Origin of the sequence: Gordonia sp. KTR9 (assembly GCF_000143885.2) — a bacterium.
Classification (GTDB): Bacteria; Actinomycetota; Actinomycetes; order Mycobacteriales; family Mycobacteriaceae; genus Gordonia.
On sequence record NC_018581.1, the window covers coordinates 1152233 to 1171664 of the forward strand.

A 19432-nucleotide genomic window follows, 5' to 3' on the forward strand; every position below is an offset into this window, starting at 1 on the left:
TGCAGGTGAGGATGAATGGTCGGTGACGTCAGACGATGTCGATGGCGTCGAGGACGTGGGCGACGTGCTGTCGGTCGCCGTTGACGGTGACCGCGGACCGCCAGGCGCCGCGGGTGGTGCCCCAGCGCAGGAAGTCGGTGGCCGAGGAGGTCGCGACGTCGGACGGCAGGTCGTCGGTCTCGCGCACGGTGACGATCGTGCCGGCGGTGTCCCGGTCGACGACGAACGAGCGATCCGTGGCGCCGGTGAGATGCAGGCCGACCGGCCGTGTGAGGGTGGGATGCAGTGCGGCGCCGTTCATCTGGGGCAACCCGGCGATCATCCAGTCGATGGCCGGATCGATGGCGGCACTGACCGACACCTCGGCGGAATCCAGCGGCCCGAACGGCTGCAGCAGATCGCTGGTGAGGTGCACCAGGTGGTCGAAGGTGACGGCGTCGCTGAGCTGATGCAGCCGGTAGGTGCCCAGGTCGAGCATGTCCAGCGGCTGGTCCCGCAGGTCCTCGCCCTGCAGCGCCGCGAGGGTGGCGAGGCCCGCCTCCGACTGTGCGCGGTAGTAGTCGACGGCCTGCTCCGACGTCCAGTCGGCGCGCTCGCGCACCGCGGCGTCGTTGAGCCGCTCGGACTTCCCGCTCGGATTGTCGGGGAAGACCAGGTTGGGGTCGGCGATGAAGTTGAAGAAGAACCCCATGTGGGTGACGACGTCGTGCACGCGCCACCCATGGCACGCGCTGTCGGCTGTCCAGTCGGCGGGCGTGAGCCGGTCCAGCAGTGAGAGGGTGTCGTTCACCAGCGCTTTGGCAGCGGTGACCCCGGCATCGGACATGGCCGATCGCCTCCTTGAGATATGTTGTGGGAGAGAGGATATGGTGGTGTACTGCTCAGCCCGGCAGGAAGATCGACTTGAGGTTCTGGTAGGCGGCGAGACCCTCGGGTCCGAGTTCGCGGCCGATGCCGCTGGCCTTGACGCCGCCGAACGGTGAACCCCAGTCGAGGTTGAAGTAGTTGACCCCGAACGACCCGGTCTCGACGCGGCGGGCGACGTCGACGCCGCGGTCGGGGTCGGAGGTCCACACCGTTCCGCCCAGGCCGTACGACGAATCGTTGGCCAGAGCGATGGCGTCGTCGACGTCGTCGTAGCGCAGCACGGTCAGCACCGGCCCGAAGACCTCTTCGCGGGCGATGGTGGCCGAGTTGTCGACGCCGGCGAAGACGGTCGGCTCGACGAAGAACCCCCGGTCGACACCCGACGGAGTTCCGCCGCCGGTGGTGACCGTGCCGCCCTCTGATCGGCCGCGCTCGATCAGGGACAGCACCCGGTCGCGGTGTCGGCCGCTCGCCAGCGGGCCGACGGCCACGTTCTCGTCCATGGGGTCGCCGACCGGCAACGACGCGCACATCGTGCTGATGGCTTCGAGGTACTCGTCATAACGGCTGCCGGGCACCAGGATTCGGGTGGACATGTAGCAGGTCTGGCCGGTGTTCAGCAGGGACGCGGTGGCCAGTCCACCGACGGTCTGCTCCAGGTCGGCGTCGTCGAGCACCAGGGCTGCGGACTTGCCGCCGAGCTCGAGGGTCACCGGACGGATGAGTTCGCCACAGACACGGCCGATCTCGCGGCCGGCCGGGGTCGAGCCGGTGAACGCGACCTTGTCGACGTGCGGGTGCGACACCAGGTGGCGGCCGATCTCGCTGCCGCCGTTGACGATGTTGAGGACGCCGGCGGGCAGTTCGGCGGCGATGGCCGCCTCGGCGAGGACGTAGGCGTCGAGACTCGTCTCCGGCGACGGTTTGAGGACGACGGTGCAGCCGGCCGCGAGGGCGGGAGCGATCTTGAACATCGAGAGGATCGCCGGGAAGTTCCACGGCGCGATCGCCCCGACGACGCCGATGGCCTCGCGGCGCACGATCGTCGACCCGGGCAGCGGTTGGCTGGTCCTGGTCTCTTCGACCGGGGTGGTCTCGACGAGGTCGGCGTAGTAGCGCAGCAGCTGGACCGGGGCCGCGCCCTCGGCGAACCGTGCCAGCGCGATGGGCATGCCGTTCTCGGACGTCACGGCCGACGCGCGATCCTCGGCTCGTTTGTCGAGTTCGTCAGCGAACCGGCGCAGATGTGCGGCACGGTCGGCCGGGGACAGGTCGCGCCAGCCCGACGACCGGAAGGCGGTGCGGGCCGCCGCGACGGCGGCGTCGACGTCGGCGGTGGTCGCTTCGGGTACCGCGCCGAACTGCTCTTCGGTCAGCGGCGAGATGACCGGGATCGTCGCCGAGCCGAACGGTGCGCGCCAGCCGCCGTCGATGAAAAAACTCGTGCGAACAGAGTCGATGGTGGTCATCTCGGTACTCCTTGCTGCTGTGTCAGCCGTCGAGCGTCCGGCCGTGTGTGTCCATGATCACTCCTCATTCACGCCGATTTCTTGACATCTCGCGACGTGTATTTGACAGTTGGTGCCATGGCCGACCTGATCTGCGCGTCGTCGCTCAGTCAGCTGCCCGAGCTGATCGAGGAACACGATGGCGACGCCCGCGCGATGCTGGCCCGCGTCGGGGTGGACCCTGCGGTGTTGGGTGCCTACGACCGGTTCGTCCCGTTCACCGCCCTGTCCACGATCATCGGCCTGTGCGCAGCCGAGTTCGGCGTGCCCGACTTCGGTCTGCGTCTCGCGGCACGTCAAGACCCGGACATCCTCGGTCCGGTGGCGATCGCGGCCCGAAACGCCGAGACCGTGGGCGATTCCTTCCGGCAGATCTCCGCCTTCGCGCACGTGTACAGCCCGGCCATCACCGCGCAGATGCACTACGGCGAGCGAGAGGTTGCCTACGAATTCGACACGGTGCTGCAGCGTGTGCCCTACCGCCCGCACGTCGTCGAACTCGCGATGGGTGTCACCCGGTCGACATTCCACATGACACTGGGACACGACTTCCGGGCGAACCGGATCACGCTGGCCCATCCGGCGATGTCCGATCCGCGCGTGTACACCGACTATTTCGGCTGCCCCGTGGAGTTCGAGGCGCCGGCCAACCTGGTGGTGTTCCCCCGCGGGGTGATGCAGCAGACGCTGCGCCGGGTCGACGCACTCGCCTATGACGTGGCCATCCGGTTCATGACCGGCCACGACCGGGAGACGGCTTTCGTCGACGCGGTGTCGCAGCTCATCGTGCGGGCACTGCCTGCCGGTGCCGCGACTCTCGACGCGGTGTCGAAACTGCTGATGATGCATCCCCGTGCTGTGCAGCGGGGTCTGGCCGACGCCGGCGCGACCTTCGAGCAGCTCGTCGACGACGCCCGCCGCGAGCTAGCGGTCTCGCTGCTGGCGAATCGCGGTGTCCCGCTGTCGGCGGTGGCACGACAGATCGGGTACTCCGAGCAGAGCACGCTGACCCGCAGTTGCCGACGCTGGTTCGGGTTGCCGCCGCTGGCGAAGCGTCGCGAGCTGACCGCCCCGGGTCAGGACTCGTCCCGAGATCTTCAGGAGTCTTCGGCGGTCGGCGGGTCGTCGCTGTCCGGGGTGTCGTCGCCATCCGAGAAGTCGTCGTCAGCTGAAGCAACGTCCATGAGGTGATCGGGATCCTCGATGCGCAGGTCGTAGTCCTCACCGAGGCGTCGGGCGACCTCGCCGATCAGCCGCCGGGCGGCGTCGTCCATCACCCGCACGTGGGTCAGGTCGAGGACGACGGCGTCGGTGGCGAATCCTTCGCAGGCACGGCTGGCGACGATCTCCGCCCCGGCGAAACGGACGTCACCCTGGAGTTCGACGACGGTCTCGCCGTCCCGTTCGGTCGCCGATCGCAGCGCCGGCCGGCCGGTGGGCGCCACATGCATCATGTGCAGTTCCATGTCACGGGACAGGCGTTCGAAGACCGCGACGCCGCGCACGCTGTTGCCCTGGTCGTCGAGCTGCGGCGACCACACCGCGAGCCCCACCTGGCCGGGCAGCACGCCCAGGATCGCGCCGCTGACACCGCTTTTCGCGGGAATGCCCACCCTGGCCATCCAGCTGCCGCTGCCGTCGTACATGCCGCACGTGGCCATGACCGACAGGACGTGTCGGGTGATCCAGCCTTCGAGGAGCCTCTCGTCCTTGCCGGTCGACATCCCGCCGTTGGCGAGTACGGACCCCATGACAGCGAGATCGCGGCAGGAGACCCGGATCGAACACTGGGCGGCGTATCCGTCGACGACGTCATCGGGTTCGCTGTCGAGTTTGCCTGCCGAGCGCAGCAGGTAGGCCAGGGCCGTGTTGTGGTCGTCGGAGGCGAGCTCGGCGCGGTGCACCTCCCTGTCCACTTCGACTCTGCGACCGGCGAGGGTGCTGACGAGATCGATGATCCGGTCGGTCCGGTCGGTCGCGTCGGAGCCGTCGATCATGCCGTGGACGGCGACCGCGCCGGCGTTGATCAGGGCATTACGCGGTCGTCCGGTCTCCGCTTCGAGTGAGATCTCGTTGAAGGCGTCGCCGGACGGCTCGGTGTCGACTCGTTCGAGCACCGTCTCGAGTCCCCGGTCCCGCAGGGCGAGAGCGTAGGCCGGCACCTTGCCGATGGATTGGATGGAGAACTCGTGGTCGGCGTCTCCCGCGGTGTACACGGTGCCGTCGATGGTGGCCAGGGCGATGCCGAACGACGACGGATCCGCGTGTTCGAGTTCGCGATTGCCGGTCGCGACCTCGCCCCCGTCGTCGTCGCGGCAGTCACTCAGGACTTGTTCGAGATAGTCGTCGATGGGGGAGCGCATATCCCACCGTAACCACCCGGGATTTCGTAGCGACAATGCGCGCTGCGTCCGCATTGTCGCTACGAAATCCGTTGGGGTCAGTTCTGGCGGTAGGGCATGTACTGCACACTCCAGGAATTGCCGTCGGGATCGGCGAAGTACACGAAGTGGCCCCAGGCCTGCTCGTCGACCTCGCCGGGGTCGACGCCCGCCGCGAGCAGTTGTTCGCGAGCCTCGTTGATGTCGGTGACGACGATCTGCAGACCCTTCACCGACCCGGGCTCGGCGTCGGTGAGCCCCTTGCCGAATGCGATGGAGCAGGCGGACCCGGGCGGGGTGATCTGGACGAAGCGGATCTCGTCGGAGACGACGTGGTCATGGTCGACGTTGAAGCCGATCTTCGAGTAGAAGTCCTTCGCGCGGTCGACGTCGCTGACCGGCAGGATGACGAGCTCGAGTGTCCAGTTCACGGTTCCTCCTGGGGTTGTAATGTGACACAAGCCTCTCAAGAGATGCGGACAGATACGGTCCTTATTCGACGATGTGGTCGCCCGCCGCCCCCTGAGGAGGCCCGGAGCCTGCGGAGGGCCGTCACGAAGGGTCATCCCGACGACGGATGCGATGCCGGTCCTGGCGGGTGACCGCACGGATCTCCTCGAGAACCTGATCCCACCCGTAGAGCACGTCGTCGTACGTCAGTCGCATCGTCATCTACCGGTCGAGCATCGTCATCCGGTCTCGGCGACGGTCGTTGCCGAAGGCCGCCCTGTCCGAGTGGTACGACTCGCCGTCGCATTCGATGAGCAATGACCCCGTTCGCAGGTCAGCTCGCTCGCGGTCACCGATGGACGGTTGCACCTCCACGTCGAAACCGGCGGCGATGAGTCTGAGCCGGACGATCGATTCGGTCCCGGATTGCGAACGCGGATCGCACCGCTCGAACATCGCCGAGACCGCCCCGCGGTCACTGCAGCCACGGCCTGCCAATCGGCGTTGGCCGCGCGAACCCACCCGTAACCGAGCGGGGTCAGGGTTTCGGTGCGCCGGGCCTGCTTGATGTCCTCCGCCGTCCAGCCCAGCGCGGTCAGTTCGTTCAGTGTGAAGACGCCACAATCCGAGGTCATGCCTGCTTTGACGCAGCGAACCGGCACCCGGTTTCATCGGGACCGGCCGATGTCCGCGATTTCTCGTCCATCTCACGGGTGGCGGAGGGCAATATGCCCTTCGACGTCGCTCAGCTGGATGAGATTTCTCAGCCCGCCGAGAATCGGACCGCCGCACGGATCTGGGCCGCAACTGCACGGCCGGCGCCGAGTGGCCAGCGGTGCATGACGTAGTCGGCGGCCGCATCGACGGTGAGCTGGCGGGTGGAATTGCCCGCGCGCACCCAGAACTCTGGCAGCGCATTCTTTCCGGCGCGCAGGTAGACCGGCCGCGGCGACGGCGAGCACGTCACGCGGCACACCTCGACCGACCCCGATTCCCCGGGCCGTGCGACCGATTCGACGACGATCCCGACCGCCGCCGCGGTGTTCTGTCCGAGCGTGGTGGTGAGGAGATCGCGAAGCCACAGTTCGAACCGATCGGCGTCGGGCACCTTCAGCGTCGCGAAGTCGGGTTCGAGACCGAGGGGCGTTCCGTCATCGGCGACGCCGATGACCAATGTCCCGCCGTCGGAATTGAGGAAGGCCGACACCGTCTTCACGATCACCTGCTCCATGCGCTGGTCCTTCTCACCGTTGCGCAGATTCACCCGGGCGGTCGACTTGAACTCGAGCCGGTCGGACTCGCCGTCGGAGAGCAGTTGGGCGACAGTGGCATTGGACTGCCGCTGCAGCCGAGCCGCCAGCGCGGCATAGGTCGCGACCGCGATGACCGAGCTGATCAGGCCGAGCACCACCGTCGTCGCGCTCCACACCCGTAGGTGCTTGTCGACGAGGCCGGCGATGTAGAGACCGAGCGCGGTGCCGAGGATTGACAGGACCATCGCCGTCGTGGCGTCGAGGCGAGCGCGTCTGCGCAGCGACCACCGGGCGACGAGACCGAACAACCATGCGACCACCAGCACCAGTACCAGTGCGGTCGCAGTCGCCCAGACCGGTACCGCGAATTCGAGTCCGCCGATCGTGCCCACACCGTTTTATAGCCCGAAGCCGCGGTACACGCGGCTTCGGGCTATGGAAACGGGCGAGGGGTCAGACGGCGTCGCCGCCGTCGATGCTGCCGAAGTCGCCGACCTCGACGTTGCCTTCGTCGTCGACGGCGGTGTCGAAGGTGCCGTCGGCGTCGGTGTCGGCGACGGCGATGTCGGTGTATCCGTCGGCGTCGGTGTCGGCTTCGATGACGTCGATCTCGCCGTCGGCGTTGGTGTCGTAGGCGATGGAGTCGGCCTGGCCGTCGCCGTCGGTGTCGAGGATGGCGTCGGTGGTGCCGTCACCGTCGACGTCGGTGAGGGCGGCGTCGACGGCTCCGTCGCCGTCGGTGTCGACGAGAACGGCGTCGGCGGGGATCTCGGTGCTCATGGCGGGGTCCTTTCGGGTGTGGCGTGGTGGCGCCGGGAGGTGAAGTGGTTCTGGTTACTTGGAGGTGAGTCTGGCCCGGTTTGTTCCCCCGTGCCCCGAAGTCGCGTTGCGTTCATTCGCGCGGATTACCTCATCGCGCCGGTCACGCGGCACTGCCGTCACCGCAGGTCCGCGAGCAACTCGGACAAGATGGAGCGTGCGCGGGAGATGCGACTGCGCACGGTCTGCAGACCGATGCCCTGCGCCTCGGCGATCTCGGAGTAGCTCAACTCGCCGTAGACGCGCAGCACGAAAGTCGCCCGGTAGGCGTCGGGTACCTGCGACAACGCTTCGGCGATGCGATCGGACACCACGACCTGCGCGGCGACGTCCAGGTGGCTCATCGGGTCGTGGTCGGCGATGTCATCGGCATCCGTGCGTTTGCGGATGCGGGCGAGCGCGGCGTTGGAACCGATCCGGTACAGCCAGGTCGACAGCTGCGCGTCGCCCCGGAAGTTGCCGATCGCGCGCCATGCGGCGACGAGTGCGTCCTGCATCGCGTCCTCGGCGTCGTGCTGGTTGCCGGTGATGCGTAGACAGATGGCCCACAACCGGTCTCGGTGCTGCTCGACGAGCGTGGTGAAGGCTGCCTGATCTCCGGCGCGGGCGCGTTCGAGAAGATCCGCGCCGGACGGGGATTCGTCGATCAACGACTGCACCCGCTCATCGTAGGGCCGCCTCCCTGCCGTGGCAGCGCATCGCGATTTTCGATGCCGCGCTTCTCAGAAGTCGTCATCGATCGTCCCGGCCTCGAAGGGATCGTCCACCGAATCCTCGGTTCCGCCGAAGACGTCGTCGTCCGGGCCGGACACCGGCTGATCCCCGGCGACGTCGTCCGACAGCGGATCGACGTCGTCGAAGCCGGCGACATCGGCTTCGGATTCGGCGTCCAGCGGATCCGGACCGGGTGCGGCGGTCAGGTCGGTGGTGAGTTCGTACGACGGGTCGAAGGCGGTGTCGACGGCGGCGTCCCACGCCGCCTCGGGCACGCTCAGTTCACCGGGTGGATCGGTGTCACGCAGCCATTCCTCGAAGCCGTCCCCGTCGGAACCGCCGTCTTCGAAGCTGTCATCCAGGTTGTCGGTCATGGTCTTCCGCCTCTGCAGGTGTGTCGGTCATCCGATATCTGTACCGCCGGATTCTCCGACGCGCGGGTACTCGACACGGATACTGTCATCCGGTCGACTGCCGGGCGCCGAGGAGTGATGGAGAATTCTCGGCACGTACCTAGGAGTGCCGCCGAGCCCGGAATGTTCCCACCGGATTCGGAAATGTCTCGGGAGGTCAGATCTCGTGGAGCAGCGCATGACCGTGCGTGGTCGCGTGGAGCAGTTGCTCGACGAGGTGGGCCCGCTGTCGCCGGACCCCGCGGGACTGCACGCCCTGCGCGCCCAGCTGGCCGAGCCGCTGACGGTTGCCCTCGTCGGACGTGTGAGTTCGGGCAAGTCGACGCTGCTCAACGCCCTCGTCGGTGACCGTGTCGCCCCGACCGACCGCGCCGAGTGCACCCGGGTCGCCGCGCTGTACACCGAGGGCAACCCGCAGCGGGTCGAGGTGATCGGCCTCGACGGCACGGTCACCGAACTCCCCGGCCCCATGCGCGGCGACCTCGGCCGACCAGCCGAGGAGATCGACCACGCGGTCGTCCACACCCCGTCGCGGTTGCTCCGCGAGCGTTTCCGGGTCATCGACACCCCCGGACTGTCGGGGTTCACCGACACCGCCGAGATCGCCACGCGGCGGGTGTTCGGCCGGCAGGGGCGGCTCGCCCGGCCGGACGTCATCCTGTTCCTGCTCGACGACGCCGCGGGACCGAAGGCCGACGAGGTCGCGTTCCTCGCCGACGCCGGGGCGTCGGCACAGAACACGATCCTGGTGATCTCGCAGGCCGACCTCATCGCCGCCGACAACCCGATGCTCAAGGCCCAGGAGATCGCGCGCCGGGTGTGGCGGCGGTTCCCGGCGATCGCGGGCGCGGTGGTCGCGGTGTCGGGGCTGATGGCCGAGGCGGGTGTCTGCGGGGTCACCGAACGCGAGACCGCGCAGATCTCGCGACGCGGGCAGCTCGAGTCGTGGGAGCTGCTGACCATCCTCGACGGCGGGATGCCTGCTCCGCCGGGGATCGACGTCGACGAACTGGGCCGGCTCGAGCAACTCGTGGGCACCTACGCGATGGATGCGGGCGGCGAGATCGCGCGGCAGGGCGCGAGGGCCTATTGCGAATGGCTGCACCGAGTTTCGGGTATCGATGAGTTGCGACTGGCGATCGGGCGGCGATTCCTCGCGGTCGGCGACATCCTCAAGGCCCGCACCGTTCTGGCCGCACTGCGCGAGTCCGCCTACCGCAGTGCGCGCCGCGACGCCTTCCTGGAGGCCATCGACGAGGCCGAGACGTCACCCGCGCTGCACCGGCTTCGCGAGGTCACCGCGCTCGAGGCCCTCGCCCGGTGGCAGCCCGACAGCGAACTGGTCGGTGAGCTCAACCTCGTGGTCGCGAGTCGCGATGTGCGCGTGCTGCTGTCGCTGCCGCCGAACGCCGCGCCACCTCAGATCGCCGACGCCGCGCGGCAGCGGGCCACCGACTGCCGGTCGAGGCGTGCCTTCGCGGCGACGTCGGCGGAACGGGAGGCGCTGCTGGTCCTCGAGCAGACCTATCAACTCATCCGGCGCGGACTGTGGGTCAACTGACGCGATGGCGAACGAGGAGAGCAGACAGTGACTTCCAAGGAACCCGCCGCGCCCGAGGCGGTGTTGCAGACGGCGGTCGGTGCGCTGCGCAAGCACGGTGAGGACGCGATCGCCGACCGCGCTCTTCGCGTCCGCGACCGGCCGGCGCCGCAGGGCACCGTGGTGGTCATCGGTGAGGTCAGCCGGGGCAAGAGCTCACTGGTGAACACCCTTCTCGGGGTGAACGGACTCGCGCCTGTCGACACCGAGATCACCACGTCGGTCTATGTCCGGTACACCCCCGCCACCGACGACCTGCCGGCCGGGACGGCCCTCGTCGAGTTCCCCGGCGCCGCGCACCGCATCCCGGCGACCGAGCTCGCCGACTGGGTGACCGTCGGCGGGCGTTACGCGGCCGGCGTCCCCGCGGAACGTCTCGCGCCCGGCACGCCCATCGATTCCGTTCTCGTGCCCCCGGTCTCGGCGCGCGTGGGGGTCGACGCCGCGCTGCTGCCCGGGGTCACCGTCGTCGACACGCCCGGTGTCGGGTCGCTGGTCCCCGAACACGTCGAGGCCGCCGTCAGCGCGGCTCGCGGAGCGTCGGTGCTGGTGATGGTGTGTGATGCGACCGCACCGCTGAGCGCGCCCGAACTCGACTTCCTGCGCAGCGTCAGCGAGGAGGTCGCCTCGGTGGTGCTGGTGGTCACCAAGACCGACCTCGTGATGCGCCAGTGGCGGACGATCGTGGCCGAGAACCGAAAACTCATCGGCGCCAACGCCCCTCGGTTCGCCCACATCCCGATCATCGGCGTGTCCAACCGCATCGCCGCGCAGGCCGCGGCGATCACCGATCCCGATCGTCGCGAACGGGCGCTCGCGGCGTCGGGCGTCGGAGAACTCGTCGACGCCCTGAGCCCGCTGGTCCGCGAGGGTGCCGCATCCCCGGTGCGCAACGCGCTGCAGCTGACCTTCGCCGGACTCGACGACGTCCGCACCCGCCTCGTCCTGGAGATGAAGGCCGCCACCGCGACCCCCGCCGAACGTGCCGACATCGCAGCCGAGCGGGACCGTCTCCAGCGCCTCAAGGATCGCCGCCGGGAGTGGCGGGCGCGCCTCACGCAAGACATCACCGCGGCGTCGCTGCGCACCGACGATCTCATGCGCGACCGCTTCGACACACTGCTCGGCCAATGGTCCACGCGCATCGACAAGCTCCGCTTCTACGAACCGCACCGGGCGGGTCAGGAGCTGATCGCGCAGATGACCGTCGACCTCGAGGCCGCGGCCCGCGAGGTGAGCGCGTCGTTCGTCGCCGGCATCGAGCGGATCGCCGATGCGCTGTTCGCCGACGCCGCCATCTCCGACGAGCTCGTCGGGCAGATCGCCGGCAGCGCGGGAGAGCTCAAGCTCCGTGAGCAGGAGAAGATCTCGCCGTGGAAGAACATGGTCGACCCGATCCTGCTGTCCATCGTGGCCGCGGGCGGGCCGCTGGCGATCATCCCGGTGGTCAACGTCGTCGCGGTGCCGGTGTGGGCGGGTGTGGTCGTCGGGTTCCGAGCGTCGAAGGTCGGCAAGGAGAACCACCGCAAGTGGCTGACGAAAGCGGTCAACGACATGAAGGCCGACGTGCGGTCCCAGCTGCAGTCGATCAAGGCGCAGGCGAGCGGCGACCTGCAGATCGCCTACGACGAACTGCTCGAGAAGCTGCTGGCCGAGTCGACCAAGATCATCAACGACGCCGCGGCCGAGTCCAAGAAGTCCGCGGCCGAACGCGAGAAGACCGCCGCGGATCTCCGCAATCAGATCGTCGCCGTGGACAACGTGCGCAAGTCGATCGCCCGCGTTCTTCGAGCGCCCGCCGGATGAATACCGGTGTCGTGTGCAACGATTTGCACCTGAGGAGGTGGCCACGTGGCGCAGGAGAGCAGGCGGCGACTGTGTATCGACTTCGGCACCAGCAACACTGCGGCCGCATATCGGGTCGGGCTGGGTGAGCCGGTCATCGTGCCGCTCGGGCAGGGCGGACCCGCGATGCCCTCGGCGGTGTTCGCCGGCGACGCGTCCATCGTCGTCGGTCACGAGGCGGTGCTGCGAAGGCTGCAGGCCCCCGACGCCTTCGAGGACACCCCGAAGTCGCGGATCGACGACGGCGAGATCGAACTCGGCGACCGGTTCTGGCCGGTCGAGGATCTGATCGGCGCCGTGCTGCGGCACGTGCACCGGACCGCATTGCGCCACAGCGGACTGCCCGGGTTCGACTCGATCGTCCTGACGCATCCGGACCGCTGGAGCGAGCGGCGCAAGAACGTCCTCCGACGCGCGGCCCAGCGCGCCGGCATCCCCGCCGACACTCTGCGAATCGCCTCCGAATCACTGGCTGCCGCTTGGTATTACGTCTACCGCGGGCACGACGTCAGCGGCGACGAACGGATGTGCGTCTTCGACTTCGGCGCCGGCACCTGCGATGTGGCGGTCCTCGTCCGCGACGGTGCCGAGGGATTCACCGTCACCGGGTCGGGCGGCGACAACCACCTCGGCGGCCGGGACCTCGACGCCCGGATGATCCGCTGGGTGCACGACGAAGCCGCCGAACTCGATCCCGACCTCCCGGGCCGGCTCCGCGCCCCGGCGGCCGCGATCGCCCTCGCCGACCGGGTGCGGGCGGCGAAGGAAGCGCTGTCCGACACCGCGCAGGCCGTCATCGAACTCCCCGGTACCCGGCACACGCTGCTGCTGACCCGACGCGAGTTCGAAGCGATGATCGGGCCGTTCGTGGAACGGGCCGTCGAGCTGACCCGGGATGCGATCGCCCGCGCCGACGCCGCGGGCACCGGACCCAACGGACCCGTCATCGTCTACGTCACGGGCGGGACCAGCAGCATCCCGATGTTGCAGTCCGCGCTGTCGTCGGTGGGTCGCGTCGCCCGGATCGGTGACCCGAAGGTCGTCGTCGCGCAGGGGGGCCTCCTCCGCTCGACCAATGTCGTCCCCGGCATCGACACCGACAAGGTCGGGACCGGGATGTGGGCTCGTCGTGTCGCGTTCCCGTCGCTGCCGGCCGGCTCGGTGATCGCCGGTGTCTCGGCACGCGACGGGCAGATCGTGCGAGCAGGGGAGCCCCTGGCCACGGTCGACTCCCCGGCCGGGCGGGTGACGATCGACGCGCCGGTGGCGGGCACGCTGCACGGCCTCGACCTGCGGCCGGGGGCCGCCGTCCAGCCGGGCGCGGTGTTCGGGGCCGTCGGTCCGGCCGACCTACGACCCGACCAGTGGTCCCGGTTGCACCGGATGCCTGCCGGGACCTCGCCCGTACGGGGCCGGCCCGGTTCCGTGCCACCCGCGCAACAGCCCGTTTCCGCGCAGCCCGTTCCGCCCCAGCCTGTTCCGGTGCAGCCTGTCATCGCCCAGCCTGTTTCGGCCCGGCCTCTTTCGGCCCCGCCCGTTCCGGCCCAACCGGTTGCGGCCCAGCCCGTTTCCGCGCAACCTGTTGCGCAGCCGGAGAAGGTGAACGGGTTCGGCCTGGCGGGGTTGATCGTGGGCATTCTCGGCTTCCCGTTGTGCCTGGGCACGGTCGTCGGCCTGGTGCTCACGGTCGTGGGGATCACCCGCGCCGGCGGCCGGCGTGACGCCCTGACCACGACGGCGCTCGTGGTCAACATCCTCGGCGCCGTCGCCTGGGTGGCCTTCGTCATCTGGGCGGTCGTCAGCGGCTGACGCACCCGACGCTCGACGAAGCGGCGTCGATCAGGGATGGCTGTCGATGTCGAATTGACGCCACTCGGCGTCCCACCGCCGTGACCGGTGGTGATCGGCGACCGCACGGACGAGCACGGTCGAGCCCCACCACCCGAGCACGACGAACATCCCCACCCCGGTCCCGGCGATCAGACCCTCCATCACGGCATCGGTGGTGGTCACAGGCGGGTCCGCCACCGAGCCGGAGTCGTCGAGCCAGACGACGCGCACCCGGCCGACGGAGTCGAGCGGCTCGGCGTCGACGGCGGCCGTGAGCCGATGGCCGTTCGGGTCCTGCCACGCCACGGTGGTGTAGTCGGAGTCCGGGCCGGCACCGTTCTGGTCGAGGCTGTCTTGGATGACCTTGTCCTGGATGTGGCTGGGCTGATCGCTCTGGTCGCCGCTGCCCTGGCCCGATGTGCGAATGATCGTCGCGCTCACCGAATGTCGCGGTTCCTGATTCTCGGCCGCCGTCTTGTGTGCCGCGTAGGTGTCGCCGCCGACGGTCAGGGCGATCATCACACCCGCGACGGCGGCCAGCCACAGCATCACCAGGGTCACGGTTTCCAGACGGTCCCCGCGACGGACCAGACCGTTCGACGATGCGTGCATGACACGCCAGCTGTGGAGTTCGCGGGCGAGGAATCGCAGCATGTCGCCCTCCTGATGCCGGTCGCCCTTTACATGGTCGTTGCAAGCGGACCGCCGGGACAGGGCCTTTGGTCCCTATGCGGGCGTCGAACCCGGCAAGTTCAGTCGTTCGACTCACATACGGCCCGAACTCCGCGTATCGTCAGCTTGCGCCGACCGGCCTACATCACGTGGGGGTGCCGGGGCGTAGGGGGTCGACTCGAGGGGCACCGATCGTGCTCGTCGTCGTGTTCATGATCGTCACTGTTCATGGTCTATGTGGAGGGGTTCAGTTGACCAGCGTTTTGTCTGTGCGCGCGTCGAGACGCGGTACGCGCACGTTTCTCACGTCGTCGGCGATCGTCGAGGCGATCGACATCGAGGAGTCGATCGTCCTGTCCGGGTACGCGGCGCTCGCCGAGGACTCCGCGGTGTTCGGGGTGACCGCCGATCTCGTGCCCGAGATCGACGCCGCGCTTCGACGGCACCAGGCGATCGTTGCTCGCCTGCGGTTGATGCACGCCGAAGCGGTTGCCGCGGAACAGGTTCCGTCACCGCACGATGAGGCGCTCGCCGTCCTGGGGCTGACCGGGCCAGGGCACGACGCCGACCTGACCGATGTCGCGACGTCTGAGCCGGTGCGGGCATACCGCGCCGCCGTCTCGCGACCCGACCATGATGACCGGCGCCCGACGCTGGTCGCCGTCGCCTACCTGGTTGCCGCGGCGCATGCGCTGACCGACCCGACGAACTGCGGAACTGCCTCTCCGGCACTCAATCTCATGCCGCCGCCGCTCCATCGGGATCGCGCCCTCGTGGAGCAGGTGCTGCGCTGCGTGGTCGCGAAGGCCGACCCCGCCGCGCGCGCCGAGTTCACCGACCACATCATCGCCGCGAGTGCGGCCTTCGCCCAGGCCGGTCACGGCTCCGACCGACGGCTGTCGGTGCTGCGCTACAACCCACACTCGTTGCGCACCGCGTGCCGGTCGGGGGGTCTGGGCGAGGTCGACGTCCGTATCGCCGGCTGATCGGACCGGATCGCCGGGTGATCCCGGCGACGCTCGGGGATTACCCTGGGCGGCGTGACCACTTCGGTTCCGCAGCGCTATCGGTGGCTGCTGCACGTCGACCTCGACCAGTTCCAGGTCGCGGTCGAGCGGCTGAGGGCCCCGGAACTCGTCGGGGTGCCGGTGATCGTCGGCGGCAACGGCGATCCGACGGAGGCGCGCAAGGTGGTCACCTGCGCGTCGTATGAGGCGCGCGACGTGGGCGTGCGTGCGGGTATGCCGCTGCGGGCAGCGCACCGCAAGTTGCCGGACGCGGTGTACCTGCCGCTCGACATGAGTGCCTACGACGCCGCGTCGGCCGACGTCATGGACGTCTTGCGCGCCACCGGCCATCCGGTCGAGGTCTGGGGCTGGGACGAGGCGTATCTCGGTGTGAGTGCGCGCGGCGCGGAGGTCGATCCCTTGGACGACGAGGCCGTCGTCGACCTCGCCGAACGGATCCGGTCGGAGATCCTCGACCGGTGCGGGCTCACGAGTTGCGTCGGCATCAGCGACAACAAACAGCGCGCCAAGATGGCCACCGGGTTCGCCAAACGTCCGCCGGCCACCACTCCCGGTGACGCCGTCGACGCCCCGCGCGTCTTCCTGCTCGACGACCGTAACTGGTTGGACCTGATGGGGGACAGGCCGACTCGCGACCTGTGGAGCGTGGGACCGAAGACGTCGGCCAAACTCGCTGCCGCCGGGGTCGACACGGTGACCGAGCTGATCGCCGCCCCGCGCGAGGACCTGATCGCCACTTTCGGACCGCACCAGGGCAATTGGCTGTACGTCCTCTGTCGCGGCGGCGGCGATTCGGCCATCACCGCCGAACCGTATCTGGCCCGTTCGCATTCCAAGTCCCGGACCTTCGCGACCGATCTCGCCGACGCCACCGAGATGCGCGCCGCCGCCGCCGAACTCCTGCGTGAGTTGCTCGATCAGGTGGTCGGCGAGGAGCGGTTGCCCTTCCGCGTCGCGGTGACCGTCCGCACCACGTCGTTCTACACCCGCACCAAGTCGCGCAAGCTCCCGGCGCCGAGCCTCGACTACGACGAGCTGGAGTCGGTGGTTGCCGACCTGCTCGGCAGATTCGACATCGACCGCCCGGTCCGCCTGCTGGGCGTGCGCCTGGACCTGGTGACCGACGACGCCCCCACTGCTCCCTGAGAGGACGCCCCCACTGCTCCCTGAGGTGCGAGGAGCGCAAGCGACGACGCCTCCACTGCTCCCTGAGGTGCGAGGAGCGCAGGCGAGGACGCCTCCACTGCTCCCTGAGGTGCGAGGAGCGCAAGCGACGAGCCTCGAAGGGCGCGCCCCTACCCCGACGCGACGATCAGCGGCACGAGTTGTTCGGCGGCGGTCCAGGCGCCGTGATGGCCGAGCATCATCGACTCCATCGTCTCGCGTGTGCTGCGGGTGAGGGTGGTGTTGCCGCGGGCCACCGCGACGACGTCGCCGATGCGTTGTGCGACAGCATCACTCACGATCGGTCCGAACCACTCCTCATCGATTGTCTGCTCCCGTGGGACGACGTGGGCGGCGTCGCCGAGATATGACGACCACCCGCTCAGCACGTCGTCGGCCGATCCCGGTGTCGCGTAGACGTGCCGGACCCGTGCCTCGCCGGCCACCGCGTCGACTCCGTCGAGCAGGACGGGTGAGGTGTCGATGTCGATCGCCCGGTCGGCGGTGATCATCCCGTGGTCACCGGTGACGAGAAGGGTTGTCCCATCGTTCAATTCGGAAACAAGGTCGGCGACCAGCCGTTCCACGACATGCAGCTTCGCCAGCCACTCCGCCGACCCCGGGCCGTGGATGTGGCCGGCCATGTCGAGTTCGCTGTAGTAGGCGTATACGAACCGCCGGTGGCGACTCCGGCGACGCAGGGTGGTCAGCACGGCCTCCCGGATGCCGTCGGGGGTCACGGCGGGCACGAACTGCCCCGAGGCACGGAACGCGGCCATCGTCAGGCCGGTTCCGCGGAACTCGCCGGGCATCACGTAGGTCACCCGGACACCTTCGGCGGCCAGCTCTTCCAGGCTGCCGCGTTCGGTGCGGACGAGGGCCGGGGGATAGGTCATCAACGCCGACGGGCCGGAGGCGTTGTCGAGGGTCCAGCGCAGCGAGTTGAGAACGCGCCGGGACCCGCGGGTGCGGCATTCGTCGCCCGGGCGGAAGCTGTACCCGATGATCCCGTGCACTCCGCACGACGTCCCGGCGGTGAGGCTCAGGATGCTGGTGGCGGTGGTTGCCGGGAACCCGGCCCGCAGCGTCGTCGACGTCAGTTCGCGCAGCGTCGGGGCATGGTCGGCGTAGTCGTTCAGCAGAGTCGCGCCCAGTCCGTCGATCAGCAGCACCACCACCGAATCGCCCGGCGGTACAACGGGTCCCGCGCCGCCGGGTGCGATTCCGAGCGCAACCGACGCGGCGGGCAGGACGTCGGCGAGCGTGTGGGGGAAGCCGTGCCAGTCGGCCGGGGTCAGTTCGGTCGGGGTCGGTTCGACAGGAGCAGGATCGGCCGCGAGCGGGTCCACAGCCTCGGACGCCGGGAGCGGAGCGAGCGGGTCCACAGCCTCCGTCACCGAGCCCCCGAACCGGCCGGACCGAAGGCATAATGTCCCGACCGCAGGAATTTCACGGCACGACGCGCTTCTCCCTCGACGAGCAACGGCGACAGCGCATCCCGCAGCGCGATCCGCCACCGGGCGGCGTCGAGCGGCGCGCTCACCCGCATCGACTCGACATCGCGCGGCACTTCGACGACGACGCCGGCTTCGGGGGTGACGCGCTCGTGGTGCGCGACGGGGCGGGACGGTTGGTCGACGTCGATGATCGACACCGCTCCGTCGGCGAGCAGCTCGTCCACCGATTGCGGCGGCCCCGAAACCCCCGGCCCCGACGGCGCAGCGGTGTTCAGATCCCAGGCGACCAGTACCCGGTCGGAGTCGGCGTCCCCGCCGAGCTCGTCGCCGAGCTCGCCGTAGAAGTCCTCGTAGTAGTGCATCGGCGTCGCACCGAGCTTGGCGAGGTTGAAGTAGGCGTTGCGCGCGACGAGGGGATCGAAGGTCCACGTGATCGTCGACAGGCCGCGCTCGAGGGCCCACCGGCGCTGGTGCATCTTCAGCGCGTAACCCACCTGGTGTCCGCGCCCGCGCCGGGTGACCCCGGTGATGTGGCTGTGCAGGGTCTCGCCGACCGGTGCGCCGAAGAACGCCACGCTGCCACCGGCGAGGTGGTCGCCGATGAAGGCGCCGGCGACGTAGTTGCCGGCGTGGCTGAGCGCCCGCAGCATGTCGGTACCCACGGGACGGTTCGTCGGGTCCGGCCGCCACACGTCGTCGAAGATCCGCAGCAGGTCCTCGAGTTCGTCGGGCGAGGACAGTTCACGAACCTCGACACCGAGGGATGCATCCGACATGGGAACGATTGTGTCATCGCCCCGCGGCACCGGGGTCGGGGTTGGCCCAGCCCGCCGATCTAGTATCAAGGCATGTCCCGCACCTCCCGATCGCCCGACGCGTTCTCGCGCGTCGCCGCGGCAGGTGTGGTTCCCGCGGTGGCGGTCGCCGCGCACGGTGCGGCGAGCGGGGCGATGCCGAGTTCGTCGGGCATCCTGCTGAGCGTCGCGATCGGCGCGGTCGCGTCGATGCTGCTCGCGCCGGGTCGGCGACGATTCCTGACGGCTGCGGTGTCGACCACGATGATCCTGTCCGTCGCGCAGGCGGCGAGTCACTGGGCTCTCGCGCTCGACGCCGGGCACGCCGCCCACGGCACCTCGACGCTGCCGATGCTCCTCACCCACCTGGTGGCGATCCCGCTCAGCGCGGCGCTGATCGTCGTCGGTGCGCATCTGCTGGCCTCGATCGGCACGGTCATCCGATCGCTGGTGCCGCCGGTCGCCCTCGCGGCGCGCCCGGCAGCGCCCGTCTTCTGGACGCAGCCCTGTGTTCCGGCCGCACCTGCGCTGTGCGGCAACGGCGTTCGCGGACCACCCGGCACGTTCTGACGCGCCCGAACCCCAGATCGACAGATGTGGGGTCGATGCATGCGTCCATGCGCCCGGTCCCGAAAAC

19 protein-coding genes are annotated in these 19432 nt (G+C 69.2%); 7 read left to right on the top strand and 12 right to left on the bottom strand.

What is annotated here, in order from left to right; all coding sequences use genetic code 11:
• Positions 1-28: 28 nt before the first annotated feature.
• Positions 29-826 (bottom strand): maleylpyruvate isomerase N-terminal domain-containing protein, encoded by a 798-nt coding sequence (locus tag KTR9_RS05970; protein WP_014925636.1) that lies wholly within the window; start codon positions 824-826, stop codon positions 29-31.
• Positions 827-881: 55 nt separating this feature from the next.
• Positions 882-2336, bottom strand: a complete 1455-nt coding sequence (locus KTR9_RS05975) for an aldehyde dehydrogenase (protein ID WP_014925637.1) — start codon at positions 2334-2336, stop codon at positions 882-884.
• Between the two features lie 117 nt (positions 2337-2453).
• On the opposite strand from KTR9_RS05975, the gene KTR9_RS05980 reads away from it, so the two are divergent.
• Complete coding sequence (locus KTR9_RS05980; protein ID WP_014925638.1) at positions 2454-3566, top strand: AraC family transcriptional regulator; 1113 nt, start codon at positions 2454-2456, stop codon at positions 3564-3566.
• On the opposite strand, the gene glsA is transcribed toward KTR9_RS05980, so the two are convergent.
• From glsA to KTR9_RS06015, 7 genes are all read right to left on the bottom strand, one after another.
• Positions 3473-4738, bottom strand: coding sequence for a glutaminase A (gene glsA, locus KTR9_RS05985; RefSeq protein ID WP_044506032.1), 1266 nt, complete (start codon positions 4736-4738; stop codon positions 3473-3475). The two genes, KTR9_RS05980 and glsA, sit on opposite strands and share 94 nt — an antisense overlap.
• 77 nt (positions 4739-4815) lie before the next feature.
• Positions 4816-5187, bottom strand: coding sequence for a VOC family protein (locus tag KTR9_RS05990; protein WP_004023387.1), 372 nt, complete (start codon positions 5185-5187; stop codon positions 4816-4818).
• A 241-nt stretch (positions 5188-5428) separates the two neighbouring features.
• On the bottom strand, positions 5429-5662 hold the full coding sequence (locus tag KTR9_RS27910) for a hypothetical protein (protein WP_238554038.1): 234 nt from the start codon (positions 5660-5662) through the stop codon (positions 5429-5431).
• 307 nt (positions 5663-5969) lie between these two features.
• Entirely contained in the window at positions 5970-6851 is an 882-nt protein-coding gene (locus KTR9_RS06000; protein ID WP_014925641.1) for an AlbA family DNA-binding domain-containing protein, read from the bottom strand.
• Positions 6852-6912: 61 nt separating this feature from the next.
• Complete coding sequence (locus KTR9_RS06005) at positions 6913-7239, bottom strand: hypothetical protein (RefSeq protein ID WP_014925451.1); 327 nt, start codon at positions 7237-7239, stop codon at positions 6913-6915.
• A gap of 158 nt (positions 7240-7397) precedes the next feature.
• On the bottom strand, positions 7398-7937 hold the full coding sequence (locus KTR9_RS06010) for an RNA polymerase sigma factor (protein WP_010844550.1): 540 nt from the start codon (positions 7935-7937) through the stop codon (positions 7398-7400).
• 63 nt (positions 7938-8000) lie between these two features.
• A complete protein-coding gene (locus KTR9_RS06015) occupies positions 8001-8366 on the bottom strand; it encodes a hypothetical protein (protein WP_044506035.1) in 366 nt (121 codons plus the stop codon).
• Between the two features lie 217 nt (positions 8367-8583).
• On the opposite strand from KTR9_RS06015, the gene KTR9_RS06020 reads away from it, so the two are divergent.
• Genes KTR9_RS06020 through KTR9_RS06030 form a run of 3 tightly spaced genes read left to right on the top strand, consistent with a single transcriptional unit; the run spans position 8584 to position 13659 of the window.
• Complete coding sequence (locus KTR9_RS06020) at positions 8584-9966, top strand: GTPase (RefSeq protein ID WP_238554040.1); 1383 nt, start codon at positions 8584-8586, stop codon at positions 9964-9966.
• A gap of 27 nt (positions 9967-9993) precedes the next feature.
• On the top strand, positions 9994-11811 hold the full coding sequence (locus KTR9_RS06025) for a dynamin family protein (protein WP_014925643.1): 1818 nt from the start codon (positions 9994-9996) through the stop codon (positions 11809-11811).
• A gap of 45 nt (positions 11812-11856) precedes the next feature.
• Positions 11857-13659, top strand: coding sequence for an Hsp70 family protein (locus tag KTR9_RS06030; protein ID WP_014925644.1), 1803 nt, complete (start codon positions 11857-11859; stop codon positions 13657-13659).
• A gap of 30 nt (positions 13660-13689) precedes the next feature.
• On the opposite strand, the gene KTR9_RS06035 is transcribed toward KTR9_RS06030, so the two are convergent.
• Positions 13690-14334 (bottom strand): Rv1733c family protein, encoded by a 645-nt coding sequence (locus tag KTR9_RS06035; protein WP_014925645.1) that lies wholly within the window; start codon positions 14332-14334, stop codon positions 13690-13692.
• Positions 14335-14621: 287 nt separating this feature from the next.
• Between KTR9_RS06035 and KTR9_RS06040 the strand changes: the two genes are divergently transcribed.
• Positions 14622-15338 (top strand): hypothetical protein, encoded by a 717-nt coding sequence (locus KTR9_RS06040; RefSeq protein WP_014925646.1) that lies wholly within the window; start codon positions 14622-14624, stop codon positions 15336-15338.
• Between the two features lie 54 nt (positions 15339-15392).
• Positions 15393-16526 carry a DNA polymerase IV gene (locus tag KTR9_RS06045; protein WP_014925647.1) on the top strand — a complete coding sequence of 378 codons (1134 nt, stop codon included), beginning with the start codon at positions 15393-15395 and terminating at the stop codon, positions 16524-16526.
• Positions 16527-16675: 149 nt separating this feature from the next.
• On the opposite strand, the gene KTR9_RS06050 is transcribed toward KTR9_RS06045, so the two are convergent.
• Both KTR9_RS06050 and KTR9_RS06055 read right to left on the bottom strand, forming a co-directional pair.
• Positions 16676-17893: an alkaline phosphatase family protein gene (locus KTR9_RS06050; protein WP_044507642.1), complete on the bottom strand. Its 1218-nt coding sequence runs from the start codon at positions 17891-17893 to the stop codon at positions 16676-16678.
• A 44-nt stretch (positions 17894-17937) separates the two neighbouring features.
• Positions 17938-18777 (bottom strand): GNAT family N-acetyltransferase, encoded by an 840-nt coding sequence (locus KTR9_RS06055; protein ID WP_014925649.1) that lies wholly within the window; start codon positions 18775-18777, stop codon positions 17938-17940.
• A gap of 72 nt (positions 18778-18849) precedes the next feature.
• Here KTR9_RS06055 and KTR9_RS06060 point away from each other — a divergent pair, with 72 nt between their 5' ends.
• On the top strand, positions 18850-19365 hold the full coding sequence (locus tag KTR9_RS06060; RefSeq protein WP_044506039.1) for a hypothetical protein: 516 nt from the start codon (positions 18850-18852) through the stop codon (positions 19363-19365).
• The last annotated feature ends 67 nt before the right edge of the window (positions 19366-19432 follow it).

Coding starts and splice junctions, on each gene's coding strand:
- KTR9_RS05970 (WP_014925636.1), bottom strand. CDS start 826: ATGTCCGATGCCGGGGTCACCGCTGCCAAAGCGCTGGTGAACGACACC.
- KTR9_RS06060 (WP_044506039.1), top strand. CDS start 18,850: ATGTCCCGCACCTCCCGATCGCCCGACGCGTTCTCGCGCGTCGCCGCG.
- KTR9_RS05975 (WP_014925637.1), bottom strand. CDS start 2,336: ATGACCACCATCGACTCTGTTCGCACGAGTTTTTTCATCGACGGCGGC.
- KTR9_RS06020 (WP_238554040.1), top strand. CDS start 8,584: ATGACCGTGCGTGGTCGCGTGGAGCAGTTGCTCGACGAGGTGGGCCCG.
- glsA (WP_044506032.1), bottom strand. CDS start 4,738: ATGCGCTCCCCCATCGACGACTATCTCGAACAAGTCCTGAGTGACTGC.
- KTR9_RS27910 (WP_238554038.1), bottom strand. CDS start 5,662: ATGTTCGAGCGGTGCGATCCGCGTTCGCAATCCGGGACCGAATCGATC.
- KTR9_RS06005 (WP_014925451.1), bottom strand. CDS start 7,239: ATGAGCACCGAGATCCCCGCCGACGCCGTTCTCGTCGACACCGACGGC.
- KTR9_RS06035 (WP_014925645.1), bottom strand. CDS start 14,334: ATGCTGCGATTCCTCGCCCGCGAACTCCACAGCTGGCGTGTCATGCAC.
- KTR9_RS06055 (WP_014925649.1), bottom strand. CDS start 18,777: ATGTCGGATGCATCCCTCGGTGTCGAGGTTCGTGAACTGTCCTCGCCC.
- KTR9_RS06015 (WP_044506035.1), bottom strand. CDS start 8,366: ATGACCGACAACCTGGATGACAGCTTCGAAGACGGCGGTTCCGACGGG.
- KTR9_RS05980 (WP_014925638.1), top strand. CDS start 2,454: ATGGCCGACCTGATCTGCGCGTCGTCGCTCAGTCAGCTGCCCGAGCTG.